Below are 22862 nucleotides of genomic sequence, written 5' to 3'. Positions count from 1 at the left end.
AATCAGCTTTCGGTTTTTTTCTCTGTTCTGATGGCGGAACGGCGGCCAGGCTTAATGCAGTTATCGATGGGAACGTTTAAATAAGGAATTGAAGCAGATGAAATTACGCGTAATCGCTCTGGGCCTGTTGGCCACCTTTTCTTCAGCCAGCGTTCTGGCTGATGCTTCCAGTGATCTGCAACAGCGCCTGAACAAGGTCAGCAGCTTCCACGCCAGCTTCACCCAAAAAGTGACCGACAGCAGCGGCGCGAATGTGCAGGACGGTGAAGGCGAATTGTGGGTAAAACGTCCCAGCCTCTTTAACTGGCACATGACCGCGCCGGACGAAAGCATCATCATCTCCGACGGTAAATCGCTGTGGTTCTACAACCCGTTTGTTGAGCAGGCGACAGTCAGCCTGTTGCAGAATGCGACCAGCAACACGCCCTTTATGCTGATTGCCCGCAACCAGTCAAATGACTGGAAGCAGTACAATATCAAACAGCAGGGTGACAATTTTGAACTGACACCTAAGAACAGCGACGGCAACCTGAAACAGTTCACCATCCAGGTGACGTCCAGCGGGACCATTAACCGCTTCAGTGCTATCGAACAGGATGGCCAGCGCAGCGATTACCAGCTGAAAAGCCAGCAGAATGGCGCTATCAGCCCGGATAAATTCACGTTCACACCGCCAAAAGGCGTGACGGTGGACGACCAACGTCAGTGAGGTCACGGTGAGTAACCTGTCCCTGGATTTTTCCACCGAAAATTTCAAACCTCTGGCTGCGCGTATGCGGCCAGAAACATTGAAACAGTACATTGGTCAGCAACATCTGCTGGGCGCAGGCAAACCTCTGCCGCGCGCGATTGAAGCAGGGCACCTGCATTCAATGATCCTGTGGGGACCTCCCGGGACCGGCAAGACCACGCTGGCTGAGATCATTGCCCATTACGGTAACGCCGATGTGGAGCGTATTTCGGCCGTCACCTCTGGCGTAAAAGAGATCCGTGAGGCGATTGAGCGGGCCCGTCAGAATAAACATGCCGGGCGGCGCACTATCCTGTTTGTGGACGAGGTCCATCGGTTCAACAAGAGCCAGCAGGATGCCTTTCTGCCCCATATCGAAGATGGCACCATTACCTTCATTGGTGCGACCACCGAAAACCCCTCTTTTGAGCTTAACTCTGCTTTGCTGTCACGCGCCCGCGTTTACCTGCTGAAATCACTGACTCTGGAAGATATTGAGCAGGTGCTGGATCAGGCAATGCAGGATAAAGCGCGAGGCTATGGGGACAGTGACATCGTGCTGCCGGACAACACACGCAGGATGATCGCTGAACTGGTTAATGGTGATGCACGTCGGGCGCTGAACACGCTGGAGATGATGGCTGATATGGCCGAAATCACCGCATCAGGTCAGCGAGAACTGACGCCGCAGCTGCTTAACGAAGTCTCTGGTGAGCGATCCGCGCGGTTTGATAATAAAGGCGATCGTTTTTACGATCTGATTTCCGCACTGCACAAATCGGTACGCGGCTCCGCACCGGATGCGGCGCTCTACTGGTATGCGCGCATTATCACTGCGGGCGGCGATCCGCTCTATGTGGCTCGTCGGTTGCTGGCAATCGCCTCCGAAGATGTCGGCAATGCCGATCCACGCGGTATGCAGGTGGCGATTGCGGCCTGGGATTGCTTCACGCGCGTCGGGCCGGCAGAAGGGGAACGCGCGATTGCCCAGGCCATTGTTTATCTGGCTTGCGCGCCTAAAAGTAATGCGGTCTACAACGCGTTTAAAGCCGCTATGCGTGATGCGCGCGACCATCCCGATTACGATGTGCCGGAACATCTGCGCAATGCCCCGACTAAGCTGATGAAAGAGATGGGCCTGGGTAAAGAGTACCGTTATGCCCATGATGAAACCAACGCCTATGCCGCGGGTGAAGTCTATTTCCCGCAGGAACTGGCCAGCGCGCGCTATTACACCCCAACCCAGCGCGGGCTTGAGGGTAAGATTGGTGAAAAGCTAAGCTGGCTGGCCGAGCAGGATCAAAATAGCCCGACAAAACGCTACCGCTGAAACAGACGTTACGGTAATGTGGGCAATGTTTTCAACGCATTCCGCTGGAATGCGTCCCTTCTTTCAACCAACTTTTTATACACAGGATAAGCATGCTCGATCCCAATCTGCTGCGTAACGAGCCAGACGCAGTCGCAGAAAAACTGGCACGCCGGGGATACAAACTGGATGTGGAAACGCTGCGTTCGCTTGAAGAGCGTCGCAAAGTGCTGCAGGTGGAAACAGAAAATCTGCAGGCAGAGCGTAACTCCCGATCCAAATCCATCGGTCAGGCCAAAGCACGTGGGGAAGACATCGAGCCGCTGCGTCAGGAAGTGAACGCGCTGGGCGAACGCCTGGATGCCGCAAAAGCAGAACTGGATGAACTGCAGAATCAAATCCGTGACTTCTCACTGGCACTGCCGAACATTCCGGCCGATGAAGTGCCGCTGGGCAAAGATGACAGCGAAAACCAGGAAGTGAGCCGCTGGGGTACCCCGCGCGAGTTCAGTTTCCAGGTTAAAGATCACGTTGAGCTGGGTGAAGCGGCTAAAGGCCTTGATTTTGCGTCTGCCGTGAAACTGACCGGTTCACGCTTTGTGGTCATGCAGGGGCAGATTGCCCGCCTGCACCGTGCACTGAGTCAGTTTATGATTGACCTGCACACCGAGCAGCATGGCTACCTTGAAACCTACGTGCCTTATCTGGTTAACCACGAAACGCTTTACGGTACCGGACAGCTGCCTAAGTTTGGCGAAGACCTGTTCCACACCCGTCCGCTGGAAGAGGAGTCAGACAGCAGCAACTATGCGTTGATTCCTACTGCGGAAGTGCCGCTGACTAACCTGGTGCGCGATGAGATCCTCGAAGAGGATAGCCTGCCGGTTAAACTGACCGCGCATACGCCGTGCTTCCGTTCTGAAGCGGGTTCTTACGGTCGTGACACGCGTGGCCTGATCCGTATGCACCAGTTCGACAAAGTTGAGATGGTGCAGATCGTCACGCCGGAGCAGTCAATGGATGCACTGGAAGAGCTGACCGGTCACGCTGAGAAAGTGCTGCAGTTGCTGAACCTGCCATATCGTAAGGTTTTACTCTGCACCGGCGATATGGGCTTTGGATCGACTAAAACTTACGATCTGGAAGTCTGGCTACCGGCGCAGAATACCTATCGTGAAATTTCATCCTGTTCCAACATGGGTGATTTCCAGGCGCGTCGTATGCAGGCGCGTTGCCGCAACAAACAGGATAAGAAACCACGTCTGGTTCATACCCTGAATGGCTCAGGGCTTGCCGTAGGGCGTACCCTGGTGGCGGTGCTGGAAAATTATCAGCAGGAAGATGGCCGCATCACTGTGCCTGAGGTTTTACGCCCCTATATGAATGGCGTCGAAATTATCGGCTAAGCAACAGTAACTCTCTGAACCCGGCCATGGCCGGGTTTTTTTATGTTATAGCTCCGGAAAAACTGTTTTGTCATGCCTTAATTTAATCACAAATAAACGTTATCGATATCAGTCAGGCCGGAATGGCTAAAAACCTAATTTTTCATAGAGATAGCATTTAGCGACCTGCCGCTTCTTACAATTGTAACCCACTGAAGATTAGTAAATTAAATTGTCGCACAGCAAAATGTGCTGCCGTCAAAATCCGCCCATTGACTTTAAAAAAGCCAGTGGCAAACTGCGCGCAATTTCCTTCATTTGCTCTGGTTTCTATCCCCTATGTCAACCTGGTCACGCCCTGTGATATTGCTGCTTTGCGGCCTGATGTTAATGACGGTCGCAATTGCCGTGCTGAATACGCTCGTTCCACTGTGGCTGACGCATGACTTACTGACAACCTGGCAGGTGGGCATCGTAAGCTCCTCCTATTACACCGGTAACCTCGCAGGAACGCTGCTGGCTGGCTGGTTAATCAGGCATTACGGCTTCAACCGCAGCTACTACCTGGCTACCTTGATGTTTGCCGTCGCAACCCTGTGCCTGGCGATGATGTCGGGTTTCTGGGCATGGAGTTCAATGCGTTTCATCGCCGGTGTCGGCTGTGCGCTGATGTGGGTGGTGGTTGAGAGCGCACTTCTGTGCAGCGGAACGGTACGTAATCGGGGACAGCTGCTGGCGGCCTATATGGTTGTCTATTACATCGGCACCGTGACAGGCCAGTTGCTGGTCAGCAAACTGTCTACGGAATTACTCAGCGTGATCCCGTGGGTGACGTCGCTGGTCTTCTGCGCCGTGCTGCCGCTGGTCTTTACTCGCGTCTCCGCCAGCGGTGAAGCGACAGAAGCCGCTCCGGCCCGCATCTGGCCGATGCTGCGTCGCCGTAGCTCACGGCTGGGCATCAATGGCTGCATTATCTCTGGCATCCTTCTGGGCTCGCTTTATGGCCTGATGCCGCTTTACCTGTCACATCAGGGTATGAGTGATGCTAATGTGGGTTACTGGATGGCGTTGCTGGTCAGCGCAGGCATTGTGGGCCAGTGGCCAATTGGCCGTCTGGCCGATCGTTTTGGTCGCATGCTGGTGCTGCGAGTCCAGGTCTTTGTGGTTATCCTGGGGGCGATGGCCATGTTAACCAATGCCGCGATGGCGCCAGCGCTGTTTGTTCTGGGACTGGCGGGCTTCACACTCTATCCGGTGGCGATGTCCTGGGCTTGCGAGACGGTTGCACATCATGAACTGGTTGCGATGAATCAGGCGCTGCTGATGAGTTATACCGTGGGCAGTCTGGCTGGACCGGCAATGACCTCTGTTCTGATGCAGAATTATTCTGACCAGCTACTGTTCGTGATGATCGCTGCTGTGGCGCTAGTTTATCTGGTGATGCTGCTGCGCAAAGCGAATCATCAGGCTACGCCAGTGGCGCATGCCTGATCGCTGAACAGCAAAAAGGGAGCGTTAAGCTTAATGCCAGTCAGTTAAGCGCCAGGGGATAACGCAGTCTGGTGCCGGGCAGGGGCTGGCGGTCCTCGCGCCGCTGCGCGGTTCCTTCACTTCATTCCTCTGCCTGACGGACCGCCGGGGATGGCACATCCTGTGCCGCCCCGCCTTTCGCCCGCGTCCTGCGGGCTCTCCTGGCAGACTCATTCTGTTCAGCGCTGCGGATTGCCTGCCCCAGCCCGGCCCCGGCCTGCACTGAAGCTTCAGTGTGTATTGTTAAAAAGGGCACGAGAGTGGAGGCCTGAGCGCCTCTGCTGCTGAAAGGGCTATCCGCAGCGCTGAGGCGTGACGGCGGGCCAGAATTCCACGCCGGGAAGCGTGGAGAGTTCGGGGCCGGCCAGGGAGGGCCGATCCCCGAACGGTTCGTCGGCACGCCGTCAAAGCCGAAGGTACCGCGTGAGCGGCGCGAGGACGGCCCGGCAGCAGCAGAGGTGCGCTGGCCCGCACTGCGGCTCGCTCGCCCGGAAAAAAAGCTGCCACGTTTGACCGTGACAGCCTTTACAAATCTAATCTTAACTGACCAGCGTTAAGCTCTTTTTTGTGGCAGATTCTTCAGTACATCACTTCGTGGCCATAACTGGCGAGAATGTTTTTCACGCGCTCCATCGTCTCTTTGCTCGGTGGCTTCACCCCGTCCAGCTTGTACTCTTCACCCATCGCAATCCATTTATGCTTACCCAGCTCGTGATAGGGCAGTAATTCAATCTTCTCAACGTTCTCCATGTCACGCGTGAATTCACCCAGCCGATGCGCGGTGTCATCATCGTCGGAATAGCCAGGCACCACGACAAAACGGATCCATGTCCGTTTGCCTTTTTTCTGCAGGTAACGGGCAAAGTCCAGCGTACGGTGATTGGAGACACCCACCAGAATCTGATGCACCTCATCATTCATCTGTTTCAGGTCGAGCATCACTAAGTCGGTAACGTCGAGCAGTTCATCGATCACCGGATCATAGCGGCGTACGAAGCCGTTGGTGTCGAGACAGGTATGAATACCTTCGGCCTTGCAGGCCCGGAACCAGTCGCGCACAAATTCAGCCTGAAGAATGGCTTCACCGCCTGACGCCGTGACGCCGCCGCCAGAGGCGTTCATAAAATGGCGATAGGAGAGCACATCCGCCATCAGCGCTTCGACGCTGATCTCTTTGCCACCGTGAGTATCCCAGGTGTCGCGGTTGTGACAGTAGAGGCAGCGCATCAGGCAGCCCTGGAAGAAGGTGATAAAACGGATACCGGGACCATCGACGGTGCCGCAGGATTCAAATGAGTGGATACGACCGTTAACTGACATTGCGATGTTTTCTCCAGTGAGTCTGCCGGGACAGACGGCGCAATCTCTGTTGCGCTCAGGGCAGGAAATCGATTCTGGTGGGAACCTTGATGGAGATGACCACCAGAACAGACTTTAAATAAAAGGCTCCGCGAGGAGCCTTTTTTATCGGGTAGAGCAGGTAATTACAGTGACTGAGTGAAGGTTCGGGTAATCACATCCTGCTGCTGCTCTTTAGTCAGTGAGTTAAAGCGGACAGCGTAACCGGAAACGCGAATGGTCAGCTGCGGATATTTCTCTGGATGTTCCATCGCGTCCAGCAGCATTTCACGGTTCATAACGTTAACGTTGAGGTGCTGACCGCCTTCGATGCTGGCTTCGTGATGGAAGTAACCATCCATCAGACCGGCAAGGTTGGTTTTCCGCACGTTATCGTCTTTACCCAGCGCGTTTGGTACGATTGAGAAGGTATAGGAGATACCATCTTTCGCATAGGCAAACGGCAGTTTCGCGACGGAAGTCAGTGAGGCAACCGCACCTTTCTGGTCACGACCATGCATCGGGTTAGCACCTGGTCCAAACGGTGCGCCAGCGCGACGTCCATCTGGTGTGTTACCGGTTTTCTTACCATATACCACATTCGAAGTAATGGTCAGAACAGACTGAGTCGGCACGGCATTACGATAGGTGTTCAGCTGCTGAATTTTCTTCATGAAGCGTTCAACCAGATCGCAGGCCAGGTCATCTACCCGTGAGTCGTTGTTACCGAACTGCGGATATTCGCCTTCGATATCGAAGTCAATGGCCAGACCATCTTCGTCACGGATCGGTTTCACTTTGGCATATTTAATGGCAGAAAGTGAATCCGCAGCGACGGAGAGACCCGCGATACCACAGGCCATGGTGCGGTAGACATCCCGATCATGTAAGGCCATCAGTGCCGCTTCGTAGCTGTACTTATCATGCATGTAGTGAATGATGTTCAGCGAAGTCACATACTGTTTTGCCAGCCAGTCCATGAAGTGATCCATACGCTCCATGACGGTGTCGAAATCCAGCACGTCGTCGCTGATTTTGTCGCCTTTCGGTCCAACCTGCATTTTCAGCTTTTCATCCACGCCGCCGTTGATTGCGTAAAGCAGCGTTTTCGCCAGGTTGGCACGTGCGCCAAAGAACTGCATCTGTTTACCGACAATCATCGGGCTCACGCAGCAGGCGATTGCGTAGTCATCATTGTCGAAATCAGCACGCATCAGGTCATCGTTCTCATACTGCAAAGATGAGGTATCGATAGAGACTTTAGCGGCATATTTTTTGAAATTAATCGGCAGTTTTTCTGACCACAGGATGGTCATGTTCGGCTCAGGTGAAGGACCCATGGTGTAGAGGGTATTCAGGAAGCGGAACGTACTTTTTGAGACCAGAGTACGGCCATCAACGCCCATACCTGCCAGGGATTCCGTTGCCCAGATTGGGTCACCTGAGAACAGCTCATCATATTCAGGTGTGCGCAGGAAGCGAACCATGCGCAGTTTCATCACCAGATGGTCAATCAGTTCCTGTGCCTGTTCTTCAGTCAGTTTGCCGGCTTTGAGGTCACGTTCGATGTAAACATCAAGGAAGGTTGAGACGCGGCCAAATGACATGGCAGCACCGTTTTGTGATTTAACTGCAGCCAGGTAGCCATAGTAAGTCCACTGTACTGCTTCAACCGCATTGGTAGCCGGACCAGAGATGTCATGGCCATATTTTGCTGCCATCTCTTTGATCTGGGCCAGCGCACGGTGCTGATCAGAAATCTCTTCACGCAGACGAATGGTCGCTTCCAGATTAACGCCATTCTCTAAATCTTCCTGCAGTGAGGCGAACTGAGCGAATTTATCCGCCATCAGGAAATCGATGCCGTACAGCGCCACACGACGATAGTCACCGATAATACGGCCACGGCCATAAGCATCAGGAAGGCCGGTCAGGATACCTGATTTACGGCAGCGCAAAATGTCCGGAGTGTAAACATCGAACACGCCCTGGTTGTGCGTTTTGCGGTATTCGGTGAAGATTTTTTTCAGTGAAGGGTCGAGTTCACGGCCATACACTTTGCATGACCCTTCGACCATTTTGATGCCGCCATAAGGAATGATGGCGCGTTTTAATGGCGCTTCGGTCTGCAGACCAACAATTTTTTCCAGTGGCTTAATGATGTAACCCGCGTCGTGCGAGGTAATGGTTGAGGCGAGATCGGTGTCGAAGTCGACTGGCGCGTGGGTGCGGTTCTCAATTTTGATGCCTTCCAGCACGCTTTCCCACAGTTTGGTGGTCGCTTCGGTGGCACCCGCCAGGAATGACTCGTCACCTTCATATGGGGTGTAGTTTTTCTGAATGAAGTCGCGCACATTGACGCTATTCTGCCATTCGCCTTCAGCAAATCCTTCCCATGCTGAAGCCAGTTTTGCATTAAGTTCGGTCATAATATACCTGCCTTATATGAGGAGACTTTACGGTCGGGCACAGCCAACTTTCTGTGCCGTCAAAAATGCGTTTAATGAACCTGGTCACCTTTACGGAGATAGATAACCCAGTAGGTCAACCCAACCAGAACACCGCCGCCGATAATGTTTCCGATGGTCACGGGAATCAGGTTGTCGATAATAAAATTACTGAGGGTCAGTGAGTGAAACTGTGCCGCCGTGGTGCCAGCTGCCTGCCAGAATTCAGGTGTCGCGAAGTCACGAATAGCAATGGCATAGGGTATAAGAAACATGTTGGCGATACTGTGTTCGAAACCGCTTGCGACAAACATCGCAACAGGCAGAATCATCACGACCAGCTTATCGGTCAGGGTGCGGCCTGAGTAACTCATCCAGACGGCGAGACAGACGAGCAGATTGGCCAATGTACCCAGACAAACCGCTTCTATGAAGGTGTGATGCATCTTATGGTCGGCGGTTTGCAGGACATTCAATCCCCAGGCGCCATTCGCGACCATGTGCTGTCCGGCAAACCACATCAGGGCGACAAAGAAGAGTGCGCCTGCAAGGTTACCGGCGTAGACGTTAATCCAGTTGCGGGCCAGCTGTCCCCAGCTGATACGGCCACTGGCTTTGGCGACAACGATTAATACAGTAGAGGTAAAAAGGTCAGCACCGCATACCACGACCAGCATTAAGCCGAGTGAGAAGCAGATACCTCCAATCAGTTTGGCTATGCCATAGGGCATCGCGCCGCTACCGGTGGTCGCTGTAATATAAAAAACGAATGCGATTGAGATAAATACGCCGGCGTTTATTGCCAGAAAGAAGGTCGTAAAAGGATGTTTGGTTGCTTTATAGATACCCGCGTCTTCGGCCACTTTCGCCATCGCGGCGGGTAATAAAAGATTAAAAGGGTTGTCAGTTTTCACACTAACTTACTCCTGAAGTTGTCTGAAAAAATACTAACAAAGGAGTATAGGTCAGTAATTGATATGGATCATGTTTGCCAGGGTGGTAACCCACTGGTCGCAAATTAATGAGAAAATAATGAGTTAACTAACTGAATATAAAAAAATAAATATATTTTAAAAATACAAAAATATTTTAATATAAAGTGATGCGCCACTTTTTTAGTTCAGGCTGTGTTATTAATTAATGGCTTATATGTTAATTAAAATGATGTGATGTAATAGGAAGGAATTTTAAAGTAGCTAATGTTTCATAGAGAAAGTGGAGAATGATGGCACCAGATAAATCCAGTGCCATGTTTAGCTGTCTGCTTTCAGTCTGACGCGTCAGAGCTTACGCGTTTTTCCAGTAGTGACGTTTGGCGTTTTGCAGTTTTTCGTAGGCGGCAAGCAGAGACTGATGGGCCGGGAAGGCCTGCAGCTCATCATCAACAGCCTGAAGGCCGTTAAACGGATTTTCACCACTGATCGCGGCTGAGGCTGCTTCCATTGCGCTCTCACCATACATCCGCAGGAAAGCGTGATGATACTGCAATGGATCACGCTCATCTTCCATAGCCAGTAACAGCAGGGTCTGCAGGCAACGATAGTAGTTAGCGCGCTCTGGCGTAAAAATTGAGCTGTTAAACTCCATCGTCCATTCTGTCCAGATCAATGCCTGATCCAGATCGCCGCCCGCCAGCGCCAGCATCGCTTTTAATTCGCCAACACGCAGCGTGTACCAGCCATTGTCTTTACCGGTCGCCAGACCCAGCAGCTCACGAACGCGGGTGAAGTCATCAAAGCCTTCATCATCAAGCTGTCCAATCAGATCCAGATACTCTTCCGGATTCCAGTTGCTGTCAGGCAGGGCCAGCAGGGTTTCACGCATGCCCGCTCCCATGCTGTTGTTCGCCAGGAACAGATCTTCTGCCGGGTAGATATCAGACATGCCTGGCACGATGATGCGGCAGGCATAGACACCCAGATGTTCGTAATCCGCAATATAGACTTCCTGATCTTCCGAGGCGAAGATTGCCATCAGCGTGGCGAACTCCTGTTCGGTGCTGCCCGCGAATGACCAGTCGACAAAAGGATAATCCGCAGTTTCTTTAAACAGATCCCAGGAGATCAGGCCGCTTGAATCGATGAAGTGTGTTTCAAGGTTGGCATGCTCAGCCACTTCTTCGTCATCAAAGGTCGGTGGGGTAAACACATCCAGATCTTTGAGGCTTCGGCCCTGCAGCAACTCGGTAACGGTACGCTCCAGCGCCACACCGAAATCAGGGTGAGCACCAAATGAGGCAAAACAGGTTCCGTTGGTTGGGTTAAACAGCACCACGCAGATAACCGGATATTTACCGCCGAGAGAGGCGTCATAAGCGAAAATCGGGAAGCCTTCCGCTTCAAGACGTGTAATTGCTTCGATCACCTCAGGATAACGCTGCATCACGTCATCAGGAATCGCAGGCAGGCTGATCGCTTCAGCAATAATGCGGTTTTTAATGTAGCGCTCAAACACTTCAGACAGCCCCTGAACACGCGCTTCATTCGCGGTATTACCTGCCGACATGCCGTTTGAGACATAGAGGTTGCCGATAATATTCATCGGGATATAGACAGTCTGCTGGTCGGACTGACGGGTAAAGGGCAGGGCGCAGATACCACGTTCAGTATTCCCGGACTGCAGATCAATCAGGCCGGAAGCCGTCAGTGCATTGTCGGGATCGTAAAATGCGCGCAGGCGCGGATCCAGAATACCTTCAGGTAAGGACTCATCATCAGGTAACGCAAACCATTTTTCATTGGGATAGTGAACAAAATCGCCGTTAGCGATCTTTTTTCCCAGCCAGAAGTCAGCAAAAAAATAGTTAGTTGAGAGACGCTCGAAATACTCGCCCAGCGCGGAGGCCAGCGCCGCTTTTTTACTGGCGCCCTTGCCGTTGGTAAAACAGAGCGGGCAATCGCGGTCGCGGATATGCACTGACCAGACATGGGGGACAGGATTAAGCCAGGATGCTTCTTCAATGTTAAAGCCAAGATCCTGAAGCTTGTTCTGGAAACGCGCAATGGAGTCTTCCAGTGCGGCATCTTTGCCCGGGATAAATGTTTGCGTCATAGTGCCGCTCTCTCAGTTGTCATAGGGTGCGTAAAGCGCGCAATGATACGGATTTTGCTAACAGACCGCTATCAGGGCGGGACATTTTTACCGGCTTACTTTACCGGCTTAGTTTTCATCACTTCTGCTCTCAGGCCAAACGCGGATTAATGGCGCTGGATAAAACCTCACAAAATTCCGCGCAGGTTTGCATTGGTAACATAACCTCCGGCGAGCCAGATTCAGAAAATGTGACCGCTCCCTGATTTATGATTGCAGCTATCAGAATGCAGTGATAAAACCGGATGGTTATTCATAACCGTTCGATATGACAGTGGTGAGGGGAAATGACGCAAGTTTATAATTTTAGCTCTGGCCCGGCGATGCTACCGGTTGAAGTGCTTCGTCGTGCAGAACAGGAACTGACGAACTGGCGCGGTCTGGGTACCTCTGTAATGGAGATCAGCCACCGCAGTAAAGAGTTTATCCAGGTGGCTGAAGAAGCGGAGCAGGACTTCCGTGATCTGCTAAAAATACCGTCCAATTACAAAGTTTTATTCTGTCATGGCGGGGCGCGTGCGCAGTTCGCTGCCGTACCGGGAAATCTGCTGGGTAAAGCGACCAGTGCCGACTATGTTGATGGTGGTTACTGGGCGCATAGCGCAATAAAAGAAGCGGAAAAGTATTGTTCCCCACGCACGCTGGATGTCAAAACAACGCGCGACGGTAAACGGGCCATCCTGCCGATGAGCGAATGGGAGGTGAGTGAGACGTCCGCTTACCTGCATTTCTGCCCGAATGAAACCATTGATGGCATCGCGATTGACGAACAGCCCGACTTTGGCAGTAAAACTGTTGTTGCTGATTTTTCATCCACCATTCTTTCACGCCCGATCGATGTGAGTCGTTACGGTGTGATCTATGCGGGTGCGCAGAAAAATGTGGGTCCGGCCGGATTAACGCTGGTTGTCGTTCGCGAAGATCTGCTGGGTCAGGCGCACGCCTCTGTGCCCTCAATCCTCGATTACAAAGTGCTGGCCGATAACGATTCGATGTTTAACACCCCGCCGACTTTTGCATGGTATCTCTCAGGTCTGGTGTTTAAATGGCTGAAAGAGAAGGGCGGTGTGGCTGAAATTGATCGTATCAATCAGGCAAAATCTGACCTGCTTTATGGCGTAATCGATCACAGTGGCTTCTATCGTAATGATGTGGCGACAGAAAACCGCTCACGCATGAACATCCCTTTCCAGCTGGCTGATGCTTCACTCGATGCGCTGTTCCTGGAAGAGTCGTTTAAGGCGGGATTACACGCGCTTAAAGGCCATCGTGTAGTAGGCGGTATGCGCGCCTCTATTTATAATGCGATGCCGCTGGAAGGTGTGAAGGCACTGACCGATTTCATGGTCGATTTTGAACGCCGTCACGGCTGATTATTAAGATATCAGCATTGATGCTGATGCCAGACCTCGTCACACGGCGAGGTCTCTGTATTTTTTGAGGATTTCGTTTCACATGCAGGACTCCCTGACTCTCCAACCGATTGCACGCGTCAACGGCACGGTAAATCTGCCCGGCTCAAAGAGCGTTTCCAATCGTGCATTGCTGCTGGCTGCTCTGGCTAAAGGTACAACCCGTCTCACCAACCTGCTCGACAGCGACGACGTTAAGCACATGCTGAATGCGCTGACCGCGCTTGGCGTAAACTATACGCTTTCCAGCGATCGCACCCTGTGTGAAGTGACGGGAAATGCCGGGCCACTGCACGCATCTCAACCGCTGTCACTGTTTCTGGGCAATGCCGGAACCGCAATGCGTCCGCTGGCCGCGGCGCTTTGTCTGGGCCAGCACGATATCGAACTGACCGGTGAACCCCGCATGAAAGAGCGTCCGATCGGGCATCTGGTTGACGCACTTCGTCAGGGCGGAGCAACCATTGAGTACCTGGAAAACGAAAACTATCCGCCGCTGCGTTTACGCGGTGGTTTTACCGGGGGGAAGTCAGTGTGGATGGCAGCGTTTCCAGCCAGTTCCTGACAGCGCTGCTGATGACCGCGCCGCTTGCACAGCAGGATACCTGCATCACCATCAAAGGTGATTTGGTGTCGAAACCTTACATCGATATTACCCTCAATCTGATGCAGTGCTTTGGCGTCGAGGTTGAGAATCAGAACTATCAGCGCTTCCTGATCAAGGGACAGCAACAGTATCAGTCGCCGGGTAATTACCTGGTTGAAGGCGATGCCTCTTCCGCTTCCTATTTCCTGGCCGCTGCCGCCATTAAAGGCGGAACGGTTCGTGTTACCGGGATTGGACGCCAGAGTGTGCAGGGTGACATCCGGTTTGCTGACGTGCTGGAAAAGATGGGCGCGACGATTGAGTGGGGCGATGATTACATTGCCTGTACGGCCGGAAAACTGCAGGCCATCGATATGGATATGAACCATATTCCGGATGCTGCAATGACCATCGCGACTACAGCGCTATTTGCAGAGGGCACCACCCGGTTACGCAATATTTATAACTGGCGGGTAAAAGAGACCGATCGACTGAGTGCAATGGCTACAGAGCTGCGTAAAGTCGGGGCGGAAGTCGAAGAGGGTCACGACTACATCCGTATTACGCCGCCCGCGACGCTGATTCATGCGGATATTGGTACCTACAATGACCATCGTATGGCGATGTGTTTCTCTCTGGTTGCACTTTCTGATACCCCGGTGACCATTCTCGATCCTGGCTGTACGGCAAAAACCTTTCCGGACTATTTCGTTCAGCTGGCTAAAATCAGCCAGAGCGCCTGATATCTCCTTTTCCGGTGCGGTTCGCACCGGAACCTCCCTGATTTTATCTGGCTGTAACAGGCCAGAGATCCTCTGAATTGAGTAAGATTACGAACCCGATCAGTGCGAAAGGGTAACCAAGCCGTGCTATGCAGCGTATAATGCTAGTCATTAATGGTGACCGAAAGGTCAGGAAGCACGCAGTAACAGGAGGGAATAATGACAGTAACTGCCCCGGTCATAACTATTGATGGGCCAAGTGGAGCGGGAAAGGGAACCCTGTGCAAAGCGATGGCGGAATCGTTGCAGTGGCATCTGCTGGACTCCGGTGCTATTTATCGCGTGCTGGCGTTAGCCGCATTGCATCATCAGGTGGATATTGAATCTGAAGAAGCGCTGGTGCCGATTGCCGCTCACCTGGATGTGCGCTTTGTGTCACAAAATGGTGAAATGCAGGTCATACTTGAAGGTGAAGATGTCACCGGTGAAATCCGTACTCAGGAGGTCAGCAACACCGCCTCACGTGTCGCCGCTTTTCCCCGGGTACGCGAAGCGTTATTGCGCCGCCAGCGCGGTTTCCGCGAGATGCCGGGCCTGATTGCTGATGGCCGTGATATGGGCACCGTGGTTTTTCCGGATGCGCCAGTGAAAATTTTCCTTGATGCCAGCCCGGAAGAGCGTGCTCAGCGCCGTATGCTACAGTTGCAGGATAATGGCTTTAATGTTAACTTTGACCGCCTTTTAGCCGAGATAAAAGAACGCGACGACCGCGATCGTAATCGCGCAATTGCGCCTTTAGTAGCCGCTGGCGATGCATTGGTTCTGGACTCTACCGAGATGTCTATCGATCAAGTCATTGAAAAAGCGCTACAATATGCCCGCGAGAAGCTGGGTATTACGGCTTAACTGAATCTACCACCCTGTACCATGGATCCGGTGCCGGGCATGTGAAACAACCCCATCCGACATGAAGTCAGATGGACGTTAAATTGAAGAATCCTGAAGATTATCAATATGACTGAATCTTTTGCTCAACTATTTGAAGAATCCTTAAAAACAATCGAAACCCGCCCGGGTTCTATCGTTCGTGGCATCGTCGTTTCTATCGACAAAGATGTCGTTCTGGTTGATGCGGGTCTGAAATCTGAATCTGCAATTCCTGCAGAGCAGTTCAAGAACGCAGCCGGCGAACTGGAAATCCAGGTAGGCGACGAAGTTGATGTTGCTCTGGATGCAGTGGAAGACGGCTTCGGTGAAACCCTGCTGTCCCGTGAGAAAGCTAAGCGCCATGAAGCATGGATCACGCTGGAGAAAGCTTACGAAGACGCTGAAACTGTTACCGGTGTTATCAACGGCAAAGTTAAAGGCGGCTTCACAGTTGAGCTCAACGGTATCCGTGCGTTCCTGCCAGGTTCACTGGTAGATGTGCGTCCGGTGCGCGATACGCTGCACCTGGAAGGCAAAGAGCTTGAATTCAAAGTGATCAAGCTGGATCAGAAACGCAACAACGTCGTGGTTTCACGTCGTGCGGTTATCGAATCCGAAAACAGCGCAGAGCGCGATCAGCTGCTGGAAAACCTGCAGGAAGGCATGGAAGTCAAAGGTATCGTTAAGAACCTGACTGACTACGGTGCATTCGTTGATCTGGGCGGCGTTGATGGCCTGCTGCACATCACTGACATGGCATGGAAACGCGTTAAGCATCCAAGCGAAATCGTCAACGTTGGCGACGAAATCACCGTTAAGGTGCTGAAGTTCGACCGCGAGCGTACCCGTGTTTCTCTGGGTCTGAAGCAGCTGGGCGAAGATCCATGGGTTGCTATCGCTAAACGCTATCCGGAAGGCACCCGCCTGACCGGTCGTGTTACCAACCTGACTGATTACGGCTGCTTCGTGGAAATCGAAGAAGGCGTTGAAGGTCTGGTACACGTGTCTGAAATGGACTGGACCAACAAAAACATCCATCCGTCTAAAGTTGTTAACGTAGGCGACGTGGTTGAAGTTATGGTTCTGGACATTGACGAAGAGCGTCGTCGTATCTCCCTGGGTCTGAAGCAGTGTAAATCTAACCCATGGCAGCTGTTCGCTGAGACGCACAACAAAGGCGATCGTGTTGAAGGTAAAATCAAGTCAATCACTGACTTCGGTATCTTCATCGGCCTGGATGGCGGCATCGACGGTCTGGTTCACCTGTCTGACATCTCCTGGAACGCGACTGGCGAAGAAGCCGTTCGTGAGTACAAAAAAGGCGACGAAATCGCTGCCGTTGTACTGCAGGTTGATGCAGAGCGCGAGCGTATCTCTCTGGGCGTTAAACAGCTGGCAGAAGATCCGTTCAACAACTACATCACTTTGAACAAGAAAGGTGCCATCGTCACCGGTAAAGTGACTGCAGTTGATGCTAAAGGTGCTACAGTTGAATTAGCAGATGGCGTTGAGGGTTACCTGCGCGCTTCTGAAGCTTCACTGGACCGCATTGAAGATGCAACTCTGGTTCTGAACGTTGGCGACGACGTTGAAGCTAAGTTCACCGGCGTTGATCGTAAAAACCGTGTCGTAAGCCTGTCTGTCCGTGCGAAAGACCAGGCTGATGAGAAAGAAGCTATCAATACTGTTAACACTAAACAGGAAGAAGGCAATTTCTCTAGCGCTATGGCTGAAGCGTTCAAAGCGGCTAAAGGCGAGTAATCGGCCTGAAGCACCGGGTGGGCAACCACCCGGTTTCGGTAAAAGCTGTCATACATTCCCACAGGGATAAACCGGAGGTTACATGACCAAGTCAGAACTGATCGAAAGACTGGCGGGACAGCATACTCATATACCGGCGAAAGTCGTTGAGGATGCAGTAAAAGAGATGCTTGAGCACATGGCCACTACGCTGGCACAGGGCGAACGCATCGAAATCCGGGGATTCGGCAGCTTTTCTTTGCACTATCGCGCTCCGCGTACTGGACGTAACCCGAAAACGGGTGACAAAGTGGATCTGGAAGGTAAATACGTTCCCCACTTTAAGCCAGGCAAAGAGCTGCGCGATCGCGCAAATATCTACGGCTAAGCCGATACCGAACCAGATAAACGACATCTCCGGATGTCGTTTTTTTTGTCTGCGATTCAGGCTCAGACCTGACATCCGGATTGCTGTCATCAACACTGCAACGCCGCACTTTCTTTGCGAGACCGCTCCAGCCCGCCTGATCATCCGCTGTTACTTTCACCGCCTTTGCCCAGAATAATCGAACTGAATTAATGGATACGATTATGCTGACATGGATCGTTCTGGCGCGACTGGCGATCGTTGCAACGTTACCGCTACTGCTGATGGCCCGGCTGCCTTCCGGTGAGGTGATGGGGGGCTTCCTCCTCACAGGACTGGCTCTGCTGCATTGCCCTTACCAACCCGTCCGTCTGGCCGGTATTACTCTGCTGTTTCTGGCATGGGCCTGTAACGACGCCCGTCTCATGGTGCGGGATATCGAAAAGTTCTCGGCGCGTCCTGCCACCTACACCCTTCAGATCAGTGAACTGCGGAAAGAGCGGAAACAAATCCGGGCTCGTCTGCTGGAAGAGGAGGGCAGGATGATTTTTCCGCCTCGCTTTGCCTGGCTCTGGTTTGATGCTGATCCGGAGATCTACTGTCCAGGACAACGCTGGACGATGAAACTGCGCCTGCGACCGGTACATGCCCGCCTTAATGAGGGCGATTTCGATGCGCAGCGTTTTGCACTGGCTAATAATACGCCGCTTCAGGGACGAATCCTTAAACAGGCAGCGGTAAGCGATCGCTGTGATAGCCGCTGGCGATTTATTTTATGGCACCGTGACAGGACCCGTGCAATGCCTGCGCGTGCAACGCTGGAGGCACTGGCTTTTGGCATTCGGGATGAGATGAGCCAGCAGACGCGTCAGCTACTGCGGGATACCGGTACCGCGCATCTGATGGCGATATCGGGCATGCATATCGCCCTGGCCGCCAGCACCGGCTGGATGATTGCGCGAGGGGTGCAATTTATCTTGCCAGCCCGTTATATCAGCTATGTTTTTCCTCTCATCGTGAGCTGGCTGTTTGCTGCAATCTATACCTGGCTTTCCGGTGCACAGCCTCCCGCAGAGCGTTCACTGCTTGCCCTGACGCTATGGGCGATAACACGGTTTGCGGGTGTTCAGCTGAATAGCTGGCAGGTCTGGACGTTCTGTATTGCGTTGCTGCTGGTAACCGACCCGCTGACCGTGCTCTCTGACAGCTTCTGGCTCTCGGTACTGGCTGTCGGCATGCTGCTGGTCTGGTATCACTGGTTCCCGCTGCCTGCGGCGTTCCGTCGGCAACGGCGCTGGATTCCGGTACAGTTGCTGCATTTACAGGCGGGCATGATGATTTTAATGGTGCCGTTGCAGGTGGCGATTTTTAACGGCATCAGCCTGACTGCGCTGGTGGCAAATGTTGTCGCGATTCCGGTCGTTTCGTTTATTACCATGCCTCTGGTGACGCTCGCCCTGCTGCTGCCGGTAGCGCATATATCCGGCTTCTTCTGGGGAGCGGCCGATCTCTCATTACGTGCACTGTTTCATTGCCTGACGTTGCTGCCACCAGGCTGGCGGCCGCTGAGTGGTACAACCTGGTTTACGGTCATGGTATGGGGCGGTCTGATTCTCTGGCGTGCGCAACTCTTTTTCTCTCTGCCGTTAAGCAGCGGCGCCTTAGCGCTGGCAATGATACTGAGTCGCCAGCCAAATCAGGAGCAGGGCTGGCGAATCGATATGCTGGATATCGGGCACGGTCTGAGTCTGGTGATCAGCCAGGGCGACGAGGCAGTGATGTATGATACCGGCCCGCGCTGGCAGAACGATAATGCGGGGAGTCGGGTGATCATTCCGTGGCTGGAGCGCAGGCAGTTACGGTTAAAACAGGTCATCCTGAGTCATAAACATCTGGATCATACTGGCGGGCTGGAGGCGATTATTCAACGCTGGCCAGCGGTTGAAGTCAGAAGTGCGCTGGCTGATGAGGCACACTTACCCTGCGTACGTGGCACGCAGTGGCGCTGGCGGCAGCTCCACTTTCGGGTGGTCTGGCCGCTGACGGCACCCCTGCCGGGCGGGAATAATGACTCCTGTGTGGTGATCGTCGATGATGGTCAGGTTCGTCTGATGTTAACCGGTGACATTGAAGCGAAAGCGGAACGCCAGCTGGTGGCGCTGGAGAAGCAGGGGCTGAAGGTCGATATCCTGCAGGTCCCGCACCACGGCAGCCGAACGTCGTCGACCTCATTGCTGCTGCGTAAAGCCGCAGGCCACACCGCTATCGCCTCGCTGGCACGCTACAATGCATGGCGTATGCCCGCGAAAAATGTGCTGGAAAACTATCGAACGGCTGGTTTTCACTGGCTGGATACGGGTCAGTCAGGACAAATCAGTATCAGGATAGAGCAGGGCAGAGCGCAGGTTTCCACCTTGCGGGATCAATTAATGCCCCGTTGGTATCATCAGTGGTTTGGCGTCAAACGCGAATCCAGGTAGAATGGCTGGCTATTTCCAACAGCGTGAATAAATAATGCATCAAGATAAAGATCTCTCTACGTGGCAGACGTTTCGCCGACTCTGGCCGATGATCGCGCCTAACAAAGCGGGATTAATTGCGGCCTCAGTCGCCCTGATTATTAATGCTGCGGGCGACGCCTTAATGCTCTCACTGTTGAAACCGTTACTGGATGATGGTTTTGGTAAAGCTGACAGATCGGTGATGCTGTGGCTGCCGTTAGTGGTTATTGGCCTGATGCTGGTACGCGGAGTTACCAGTTATATCTCCAGCTACTGCATCTCCTGGGTCTCTGGCAACGTCGTGATGAACATCCGCCGCCGTCTGTTCAGCCATATGATGGGCATGCCGGTTTCGTTTTTCGACCAGCAGTCAACCGGCACCCTGTTGTCACGCATTACTTACGATTCTGAGCAGGTCGCCTCCTCTTCTTCGGGCGCGCTGGTCACCGTAGTGCGTGAAGGGGCTTCCATTATTGGCCTGTTTATCATGATGTTCTACTACAGCTGGCAGCTGTCGCTGATCCTGATTGTACTGGCACCTATCGTCTCCTTTGCTATCCGCACCGTCTCTAAGCGCTTCCGCACCATCAGTAAAAGTATGCAGAACACTATGGGGCAGGTGACAACCAGCGCCGAGCAGATGCTGAAAGGGCACAAAGAAGTGCTGATTTTTGGCGGACAGGACATTGAATCGGAGCGCTTTTCCCGCGTCAGTAACCGGATGCGTCAGCAGGGAATGAAACTCGTTTCAGCCTCCTCCATTTCCGATCCGATTATTCAGCTGATCGCGTCGCTGGCACTGGCTTTTGTGCTCTATGCCGCCAGCTTCCCCAGCGTCATGGATACCCTGACAGCCGGTACCATCACCGTGGTCTTCTCCTCGATGATTGCCCTGATGCGCCCGCTTAAGTCTCTGACCAACGTCAACGCCCAGTTCCAGCGTGGGATGGCGGCCTGTCAGACACTCTTCTCTATTCTGGATAGTGAGCAGGAAGTGGATAACGGTACGCGCGAAATCACCCGTGCTAAAGGGGATATTGAATTCCGTGATGTGACCTTTACCTACCCTGGTCGTGAAATTCCGGCACTGCGTAATATCAATCTGTCGCTGCCGGCAGGAAAAACGGTGGCGCTGGTGGGCCGTTCCGGTTCCGGTAAGTCTACGATGGCGAGCCTGCTGACCCGCTTTTATGACATCCAGCAGGGCGAAATTCTGCTGGACGGTCATGATCTGCGTGAGTACAGCCTGCGCTCATTGCGTAATCAGGTGGCGCTGGTGTCACAGAATGTGCACCTCTTTAACGACACCATTGCTAATAACATCGCGTATGCCCGCAGTGAGCAATACAGTCGTGAAGAGATCGAGCACGCGGCCACCATGGCGCATGCCATGGACTTTATCAATAAAATGGATAAAGGCCTGGATACGATGATCGGCGAGAATGGCGTGCTGTTATCTGGCGGTCAGCGTCAGCGTATTGCCATTGCCCGTGCACTGTTACGTGATTGCCCGATCCTGATCCTCGATGAAGCCACCTCGGCGCTGGATACCGAGTCTGAACGCGCGATTCAGTCTGCCCTGGATGAGTTGCAGAAGAACCGTACCTCGCTGGTAATTGCGCACCGACTCTCTACCATTGAGAAAGCGGATGAAATCGTGGTAATTGAAGATGGCCAGATTGTTGAACGCGGTACGCATCAGGTGCTGTTAGCAGAACGCGGCGCCTATGCACAGCTGCACAAGATGCAATTCGGCCAATGATTGAACGTATCTGGAGTGGTCGCTCACCGCTATGGTTACTGCTATGGCCATTCAGCCTGCTGTATGGTGCGATCACGGCCCTGATACGCTTCAGTTACAGGTGCGGCTGGCGTAAAAGCTGGCGTGCGCCTCTGCCGGTCGTGGTGGTAGGTAACCTGACTGCTGGCGGGAATGGAAAGACGCCGGTGGTCATCTGGCTGGTCGAGGCATTACAGCAGCGCGGCCTGCGCGCTGGCGTGGTCTCCCGAGGATATGGCGGCAAGGCGGAGCACTATCCCTTGCTGGTCACGGCGCAGACCCCCACCGAACAGGCCGGGGATGAGCCGGTATTGATCGCCCAGCGCACCGGAGCACCGGTCGCGGTCGCGCCTCAACGGCGCCGGGCGATTGAGGCGTTACTGAAACAGGGTTCGCTGGATGTGATCATCACGGATGATGGCCTGCAACATTACGCCCTGCAGCGCGATCGCGAAATCGTGGTGGTTGATGGGGTCCGTCGTTTTGGTAATGGCTGGTGGTTGCCTGCCGGACCGATGCGTGAACGTGCCGATCGTCTGCAGCAGGTCGATGCCGTGATCATCAACGGCGGCGAAGCACAGCCCGACGAGATTGCCATGCAACTTCAGCCCGGGCTGGCCACCAATCTGCTCACCGGTGAAAGCTGCCCGACTGAGCAACTGGGTGCGGTAGTCGCTATGGCTGGTATTGGTCATCCCCCGCGTTTTTTCACCACGCTGAAACAGCAGGGTATAACGCCGGTCGCAGAGATCGCCTTTGCCGATCATCACGCCTACAGCAAAGATGAACTGACCCGATTACTCCAGGCGGGTCAGCAACTGCTGATGACCGAAAAGGACGCGGTGAAATGCCGTCACTTTGCCCAGCCTGACTGGTGGTATTTGCCGGTTGATGCCCGTTTGACCGGTAACGCCGTAACGCCGTTACTGGACGATATTGAACAACTCTGTCGCCATATTTCCTGATACCCGCCCCCGTTCAGGTGAAGCCTGATAAGG

At 53.3% G+C, this 22862-nt stretch carries 15 protein-coding genes and 1 pseudogene; 12 read left to right on the top strand and 4 right to left on the bottom strand.

The window, feature by feature from the left end; translation table 11 throughout:
- Positions 1-97: 97 nt before the first annotated feature.
- The 4 genes from lolA to ACR8BN_RS12640 all read left to right on the top strand — a co-directional run bounded on the left by lolA (position 98) and on the right by ACR8BN_RS12640 (position 4915).
- The gene (lolA, locus tag ACR8BN_RS12655; protein WP_003849334.1) at positions 98-709 is read left to right on the top strand and encodes an outer membrane lipoprotein chaperone LolA; all 612 of its coding nucleotides are present in this window, start codon (positions 98-100) and stop codon (positions 707-709) included.
- A gap of 7 nt (positions 710-716) precedes the next feature.
- The gene (locus ACR8BN_RS12650) at positions 717-2060 is read left to right on the top strand and encodes a replication-associated recombination protein A (RefSeq protein WP_033757131.1); all 1344 of its coding nucleotides are present in this window, start codon (positions 717-719) and stop codon (positions 2058-2060) included.
- A 92-nt stretch (positions 2061-2152) separates the two neighbouring features.
- Positions 2153-3445 (top strand): serine--tRNA ligase, encoded by a 1293-nt coding sequence (gene serS / locus ACR8BN_RS12645; RefSeq protein WP_039387614.1) that lies wholly within the window; start codon positions 2153-2155, stop codon positions 3443-3445.
- A gap of 318 nt (positions 3446-3763) precedes the next feature.
- Complete coding sequence (locus ACR8BN_RS12640; RefSeq protein ID WP_434746987.1) at positions 3764-4915, top strand: MFS transporter; 1152 nt, start codon at positions 3764-3766, stop codon at positions 4913-4915.
- Positions 4916-5533: 618 nt separating this feature from the next.
- Here the strand turns inward: ACR8BN_RS12640 and pflA are convergent.
- The 4 genes from pflA to ycaO form a co-directional block, all read right to left on the bottom strand.
- Positions 5534-6274, bottom strand: a complete 741-nt coding sequence (pflA, locus tag ACR8BN_RS12635) for a pyruvate formate lyase 1-activating protein (RefSeq protein WP_434746986.1) — start codon at positions 6272-6274, stop codon at positions 5534-5536.
- Positions 6275-6438: 164 nt separating this feature from the next.
- A complete protein-coding gene (gene pflB, locus ACR8BN_RS12630) occupies positions 6439-8721 on the bottom strand; it encodes a formate C-acetyltransferase (protein ID WP_031594115.1) in 2283 nt (760 codons plus the stop codon).
- Between the two features lie 71 nt (positions 8722-8792).
- Entirely contained in the window at positions 8793-9653 is an 861-nt protein-coding gene (focA, locus tag ACR8BN_RS12625) for a formate transporter FocA (RefSeq protein ID WP_010254939.1), read from the bottom strand.
- A gap of 373 nt (positions 9654-10026) precedes the next feature.
- Positions 10027-11790, bottom strand: coding sequence for a 30S ribosomal protein S12 methylthiotransferase accessory factor YcaO (gene ycaO, locus ACR8BN_RS12620; protein WP_425016737.1), 1764 nt, complete (start codon positions 11788-11790; stop codon positions 10027-10029).
- 326 nt (positions 11791-12116) lie between these two features.
- On the opposite strand from ycaO, the gene serC reads away from it, so the two are divergent.
- The 8 genes and pseudogenes from serC to lpxK all read left to right on the top strand — a co-directional run bounded on the left by serC (position 12117) and on the right by lpxK (position 22829).
- Positions 12117-13202, top strand: coding sequence for a 3-phosphoserine/phosphohydroxythreonine transaminase (serC, locus tag ACR8BN_RS12615; protein ID WP_010669757.1), 1086 nt, complete (start codon positions 12117-12119; stop codon positions 13200-13202).
- Positions 13203-13284: 82 nt separating this feature from the next.
- A pseudogene (gene aroA / locus ACR8BN_RS12610) lies at positions 13285-14570 on the top strand (3-phosphoshikimate 1-carboxyvinyltransferase).
- A gap of 198 nt (positions 14571-14768) precedes the next feature.
- Positions 14769-15455 carry a (d)CMP kinase gene (gene cmk, locus ACR8BN_RS12605; RefSeq protein WP_031594112.1) on the top strand — a complete coding sequence of 229 codons (687 nt, stop codon included), beginning with the start codon at positions 14769-14771 and terminating at the stop codon, positions 15453-15455.
- A 108-nt stretch (positions 15456-15563) separates the two neighbouring features.
- Positions 15564-17237: a 30S ribosomal protein S1 gene (rpsA, locus tag ACR8BN_RS12600; RefSeq protein ID WP_003849352.1), complete on the top strand. Its 1674-nt coding sequence runs from the start codon at positions 15564-15566 to the stop codon at positions 17235-17237.
- Between the two features lie 82 nt (positions 17238-17319).
- Positions 17320-17604, top strand: a complete 285-nt coding sequence (ihfB, locus tag ACR8BN_RS12595) for an integration host factor subunit beta (protein ID WP_003849360.1) — start codon at positions 17320-17322, stop codon at positions 17602-17604.
- Between the two features lie 203 nt (positions 17605-17807).
- A complete protein-coding gene (locus ACR8BN_RS12590; protein WP_434746985.1) occupies positions 17808-20063 on the top strand; it encodes a DNA internalization-related competence protein ComEC/Rec2 in 2256 nt (751 codons plus the stop codon).
- A 34-nt stretch (positions 20064-20097) separates the two neighbouring features.
- Positions 20098-21846, top strand: a complete 1749-nt coding sequence (gene msbA / locus ACR8BN_RS12585) for a lipid A ABC transporter ATP-binding protein/permease MsbA (protein WP_031594110.1) — start codon at positions 20098-20100, stop codon at positions 21844-21846.
- A complete protein-coding gene (gene lpxK / locus ACR8BN_RS12580; RefSeq protein WP_434746984.1) occupies positions 21843-22829 on the top strand; it encodes a tetraacyldisaccharide 4'-kinase in 987 nt (328 codons plus the stop codon). The genes msbA and lpxK overlap by 4 nt, the downstream gene beginning before the upstream one ends.
- The last annotated feature ends 33 nt before the right edge of the window (positions 22830-22862 follow it).

This window comes from Pantoea sp. Lu_F5_004 (assembly GCF_051136245.1).
Taxonomy (GTDB): Bacteria; Pseudomonadota; Gammaproteobacteria; order Enterobacterales; family Enterobacteriaceae; genus Pantoea; species Pantoea agglomerans.
This window is presented reverse-complemented; position numbering and strand designations above follow the sequence as displayed.

Bases quoted from the DNA above. Each gene is read 5' to 3' on its own strand.
- lolA (WP_003849334.1), top strand. From the start codon at position 98: ATGAAATTACGCGTAATCGCTCTGGGCCTGTTGGCCACCTTTTCTTCA.
- serS (WP_039387614.1), top strand. From the start codon at position 2,153: ATGCTCGATCCCAATCTGCTGCGTAACGAGCCAGACGCAGTCGCAGAA.
- ACR8BN_RS12640 (WP_434746987.1), top strand. From the start codon at position 3,764: ATGTCAACCTGGTCACGCCCTGTGATATTGCTGCTTTGCGGCCTGATG.
- pflA (WP_434746986.1), bottom strand. From the start codon at position 6,274: ATGTCAGTTAACGGTCGTATCCACTCATTTGAATCCTGCGGCACCGTC.
- pflB (WP_031594115.1), bottom strand. From the start codon at position 8,721: ATGACCGAACTTAATGCAAAACTGGCTTCAGCATGGGAAGGATTTGCT.
- ycaO (WP_425016737.1), bottom strand. From the start codon at position 11,790: ATGACGCAAACATTTATCCCGGGCAAAGATGCCGCACTGGAAGACTCC.
- serC (WP_010669757.1), top strand. From the start codon at position 12,117: ATGACGCAAGTTTATAATTTTAGCTCTGGCCCGGCGATGCTACCGGTT.
- cmk (WP_031594112.1), top strand. From the start codon at position 14,769: ATGACAGTAACTGCCCCGGTCATAACTATTGATGGGCCAAGTGGAGCG.
- rpsA (WP_003849352.1), top strand. From the start codon at position 15,564: ATGACTGAATCTTTTGCTCAACTATTTGAAGAATCCTTAAAAACAATC.
- ihfB (WP_003849360.1), top strand. From the start codon at position 17,320: ATGACCAAGTCAGAACTGATCGAAAGACTGGCGGGACAGCATACTCAT.
- ACR8BN_RS12590 (WP_434746985.1), top strand. From the start codon at position 17,808: ATGCTGACATGGATCGTTCTGGCGCGACTGGCGATCGTTGCAACGTTA.
- msbA (WP_031594110.1), top strand. From the start codon at position 20,098: ATGCATCAAGATAAAGATCTCTCTACGTGGCAGACGTTTCGCCGACTC.
- lpxK (WP_434746984.1), top strand. From the start codon at position 21,843: ATGATTGAACGTATCTGGAGTGGTCGCTCACCGCTATGGTTACTGCTA.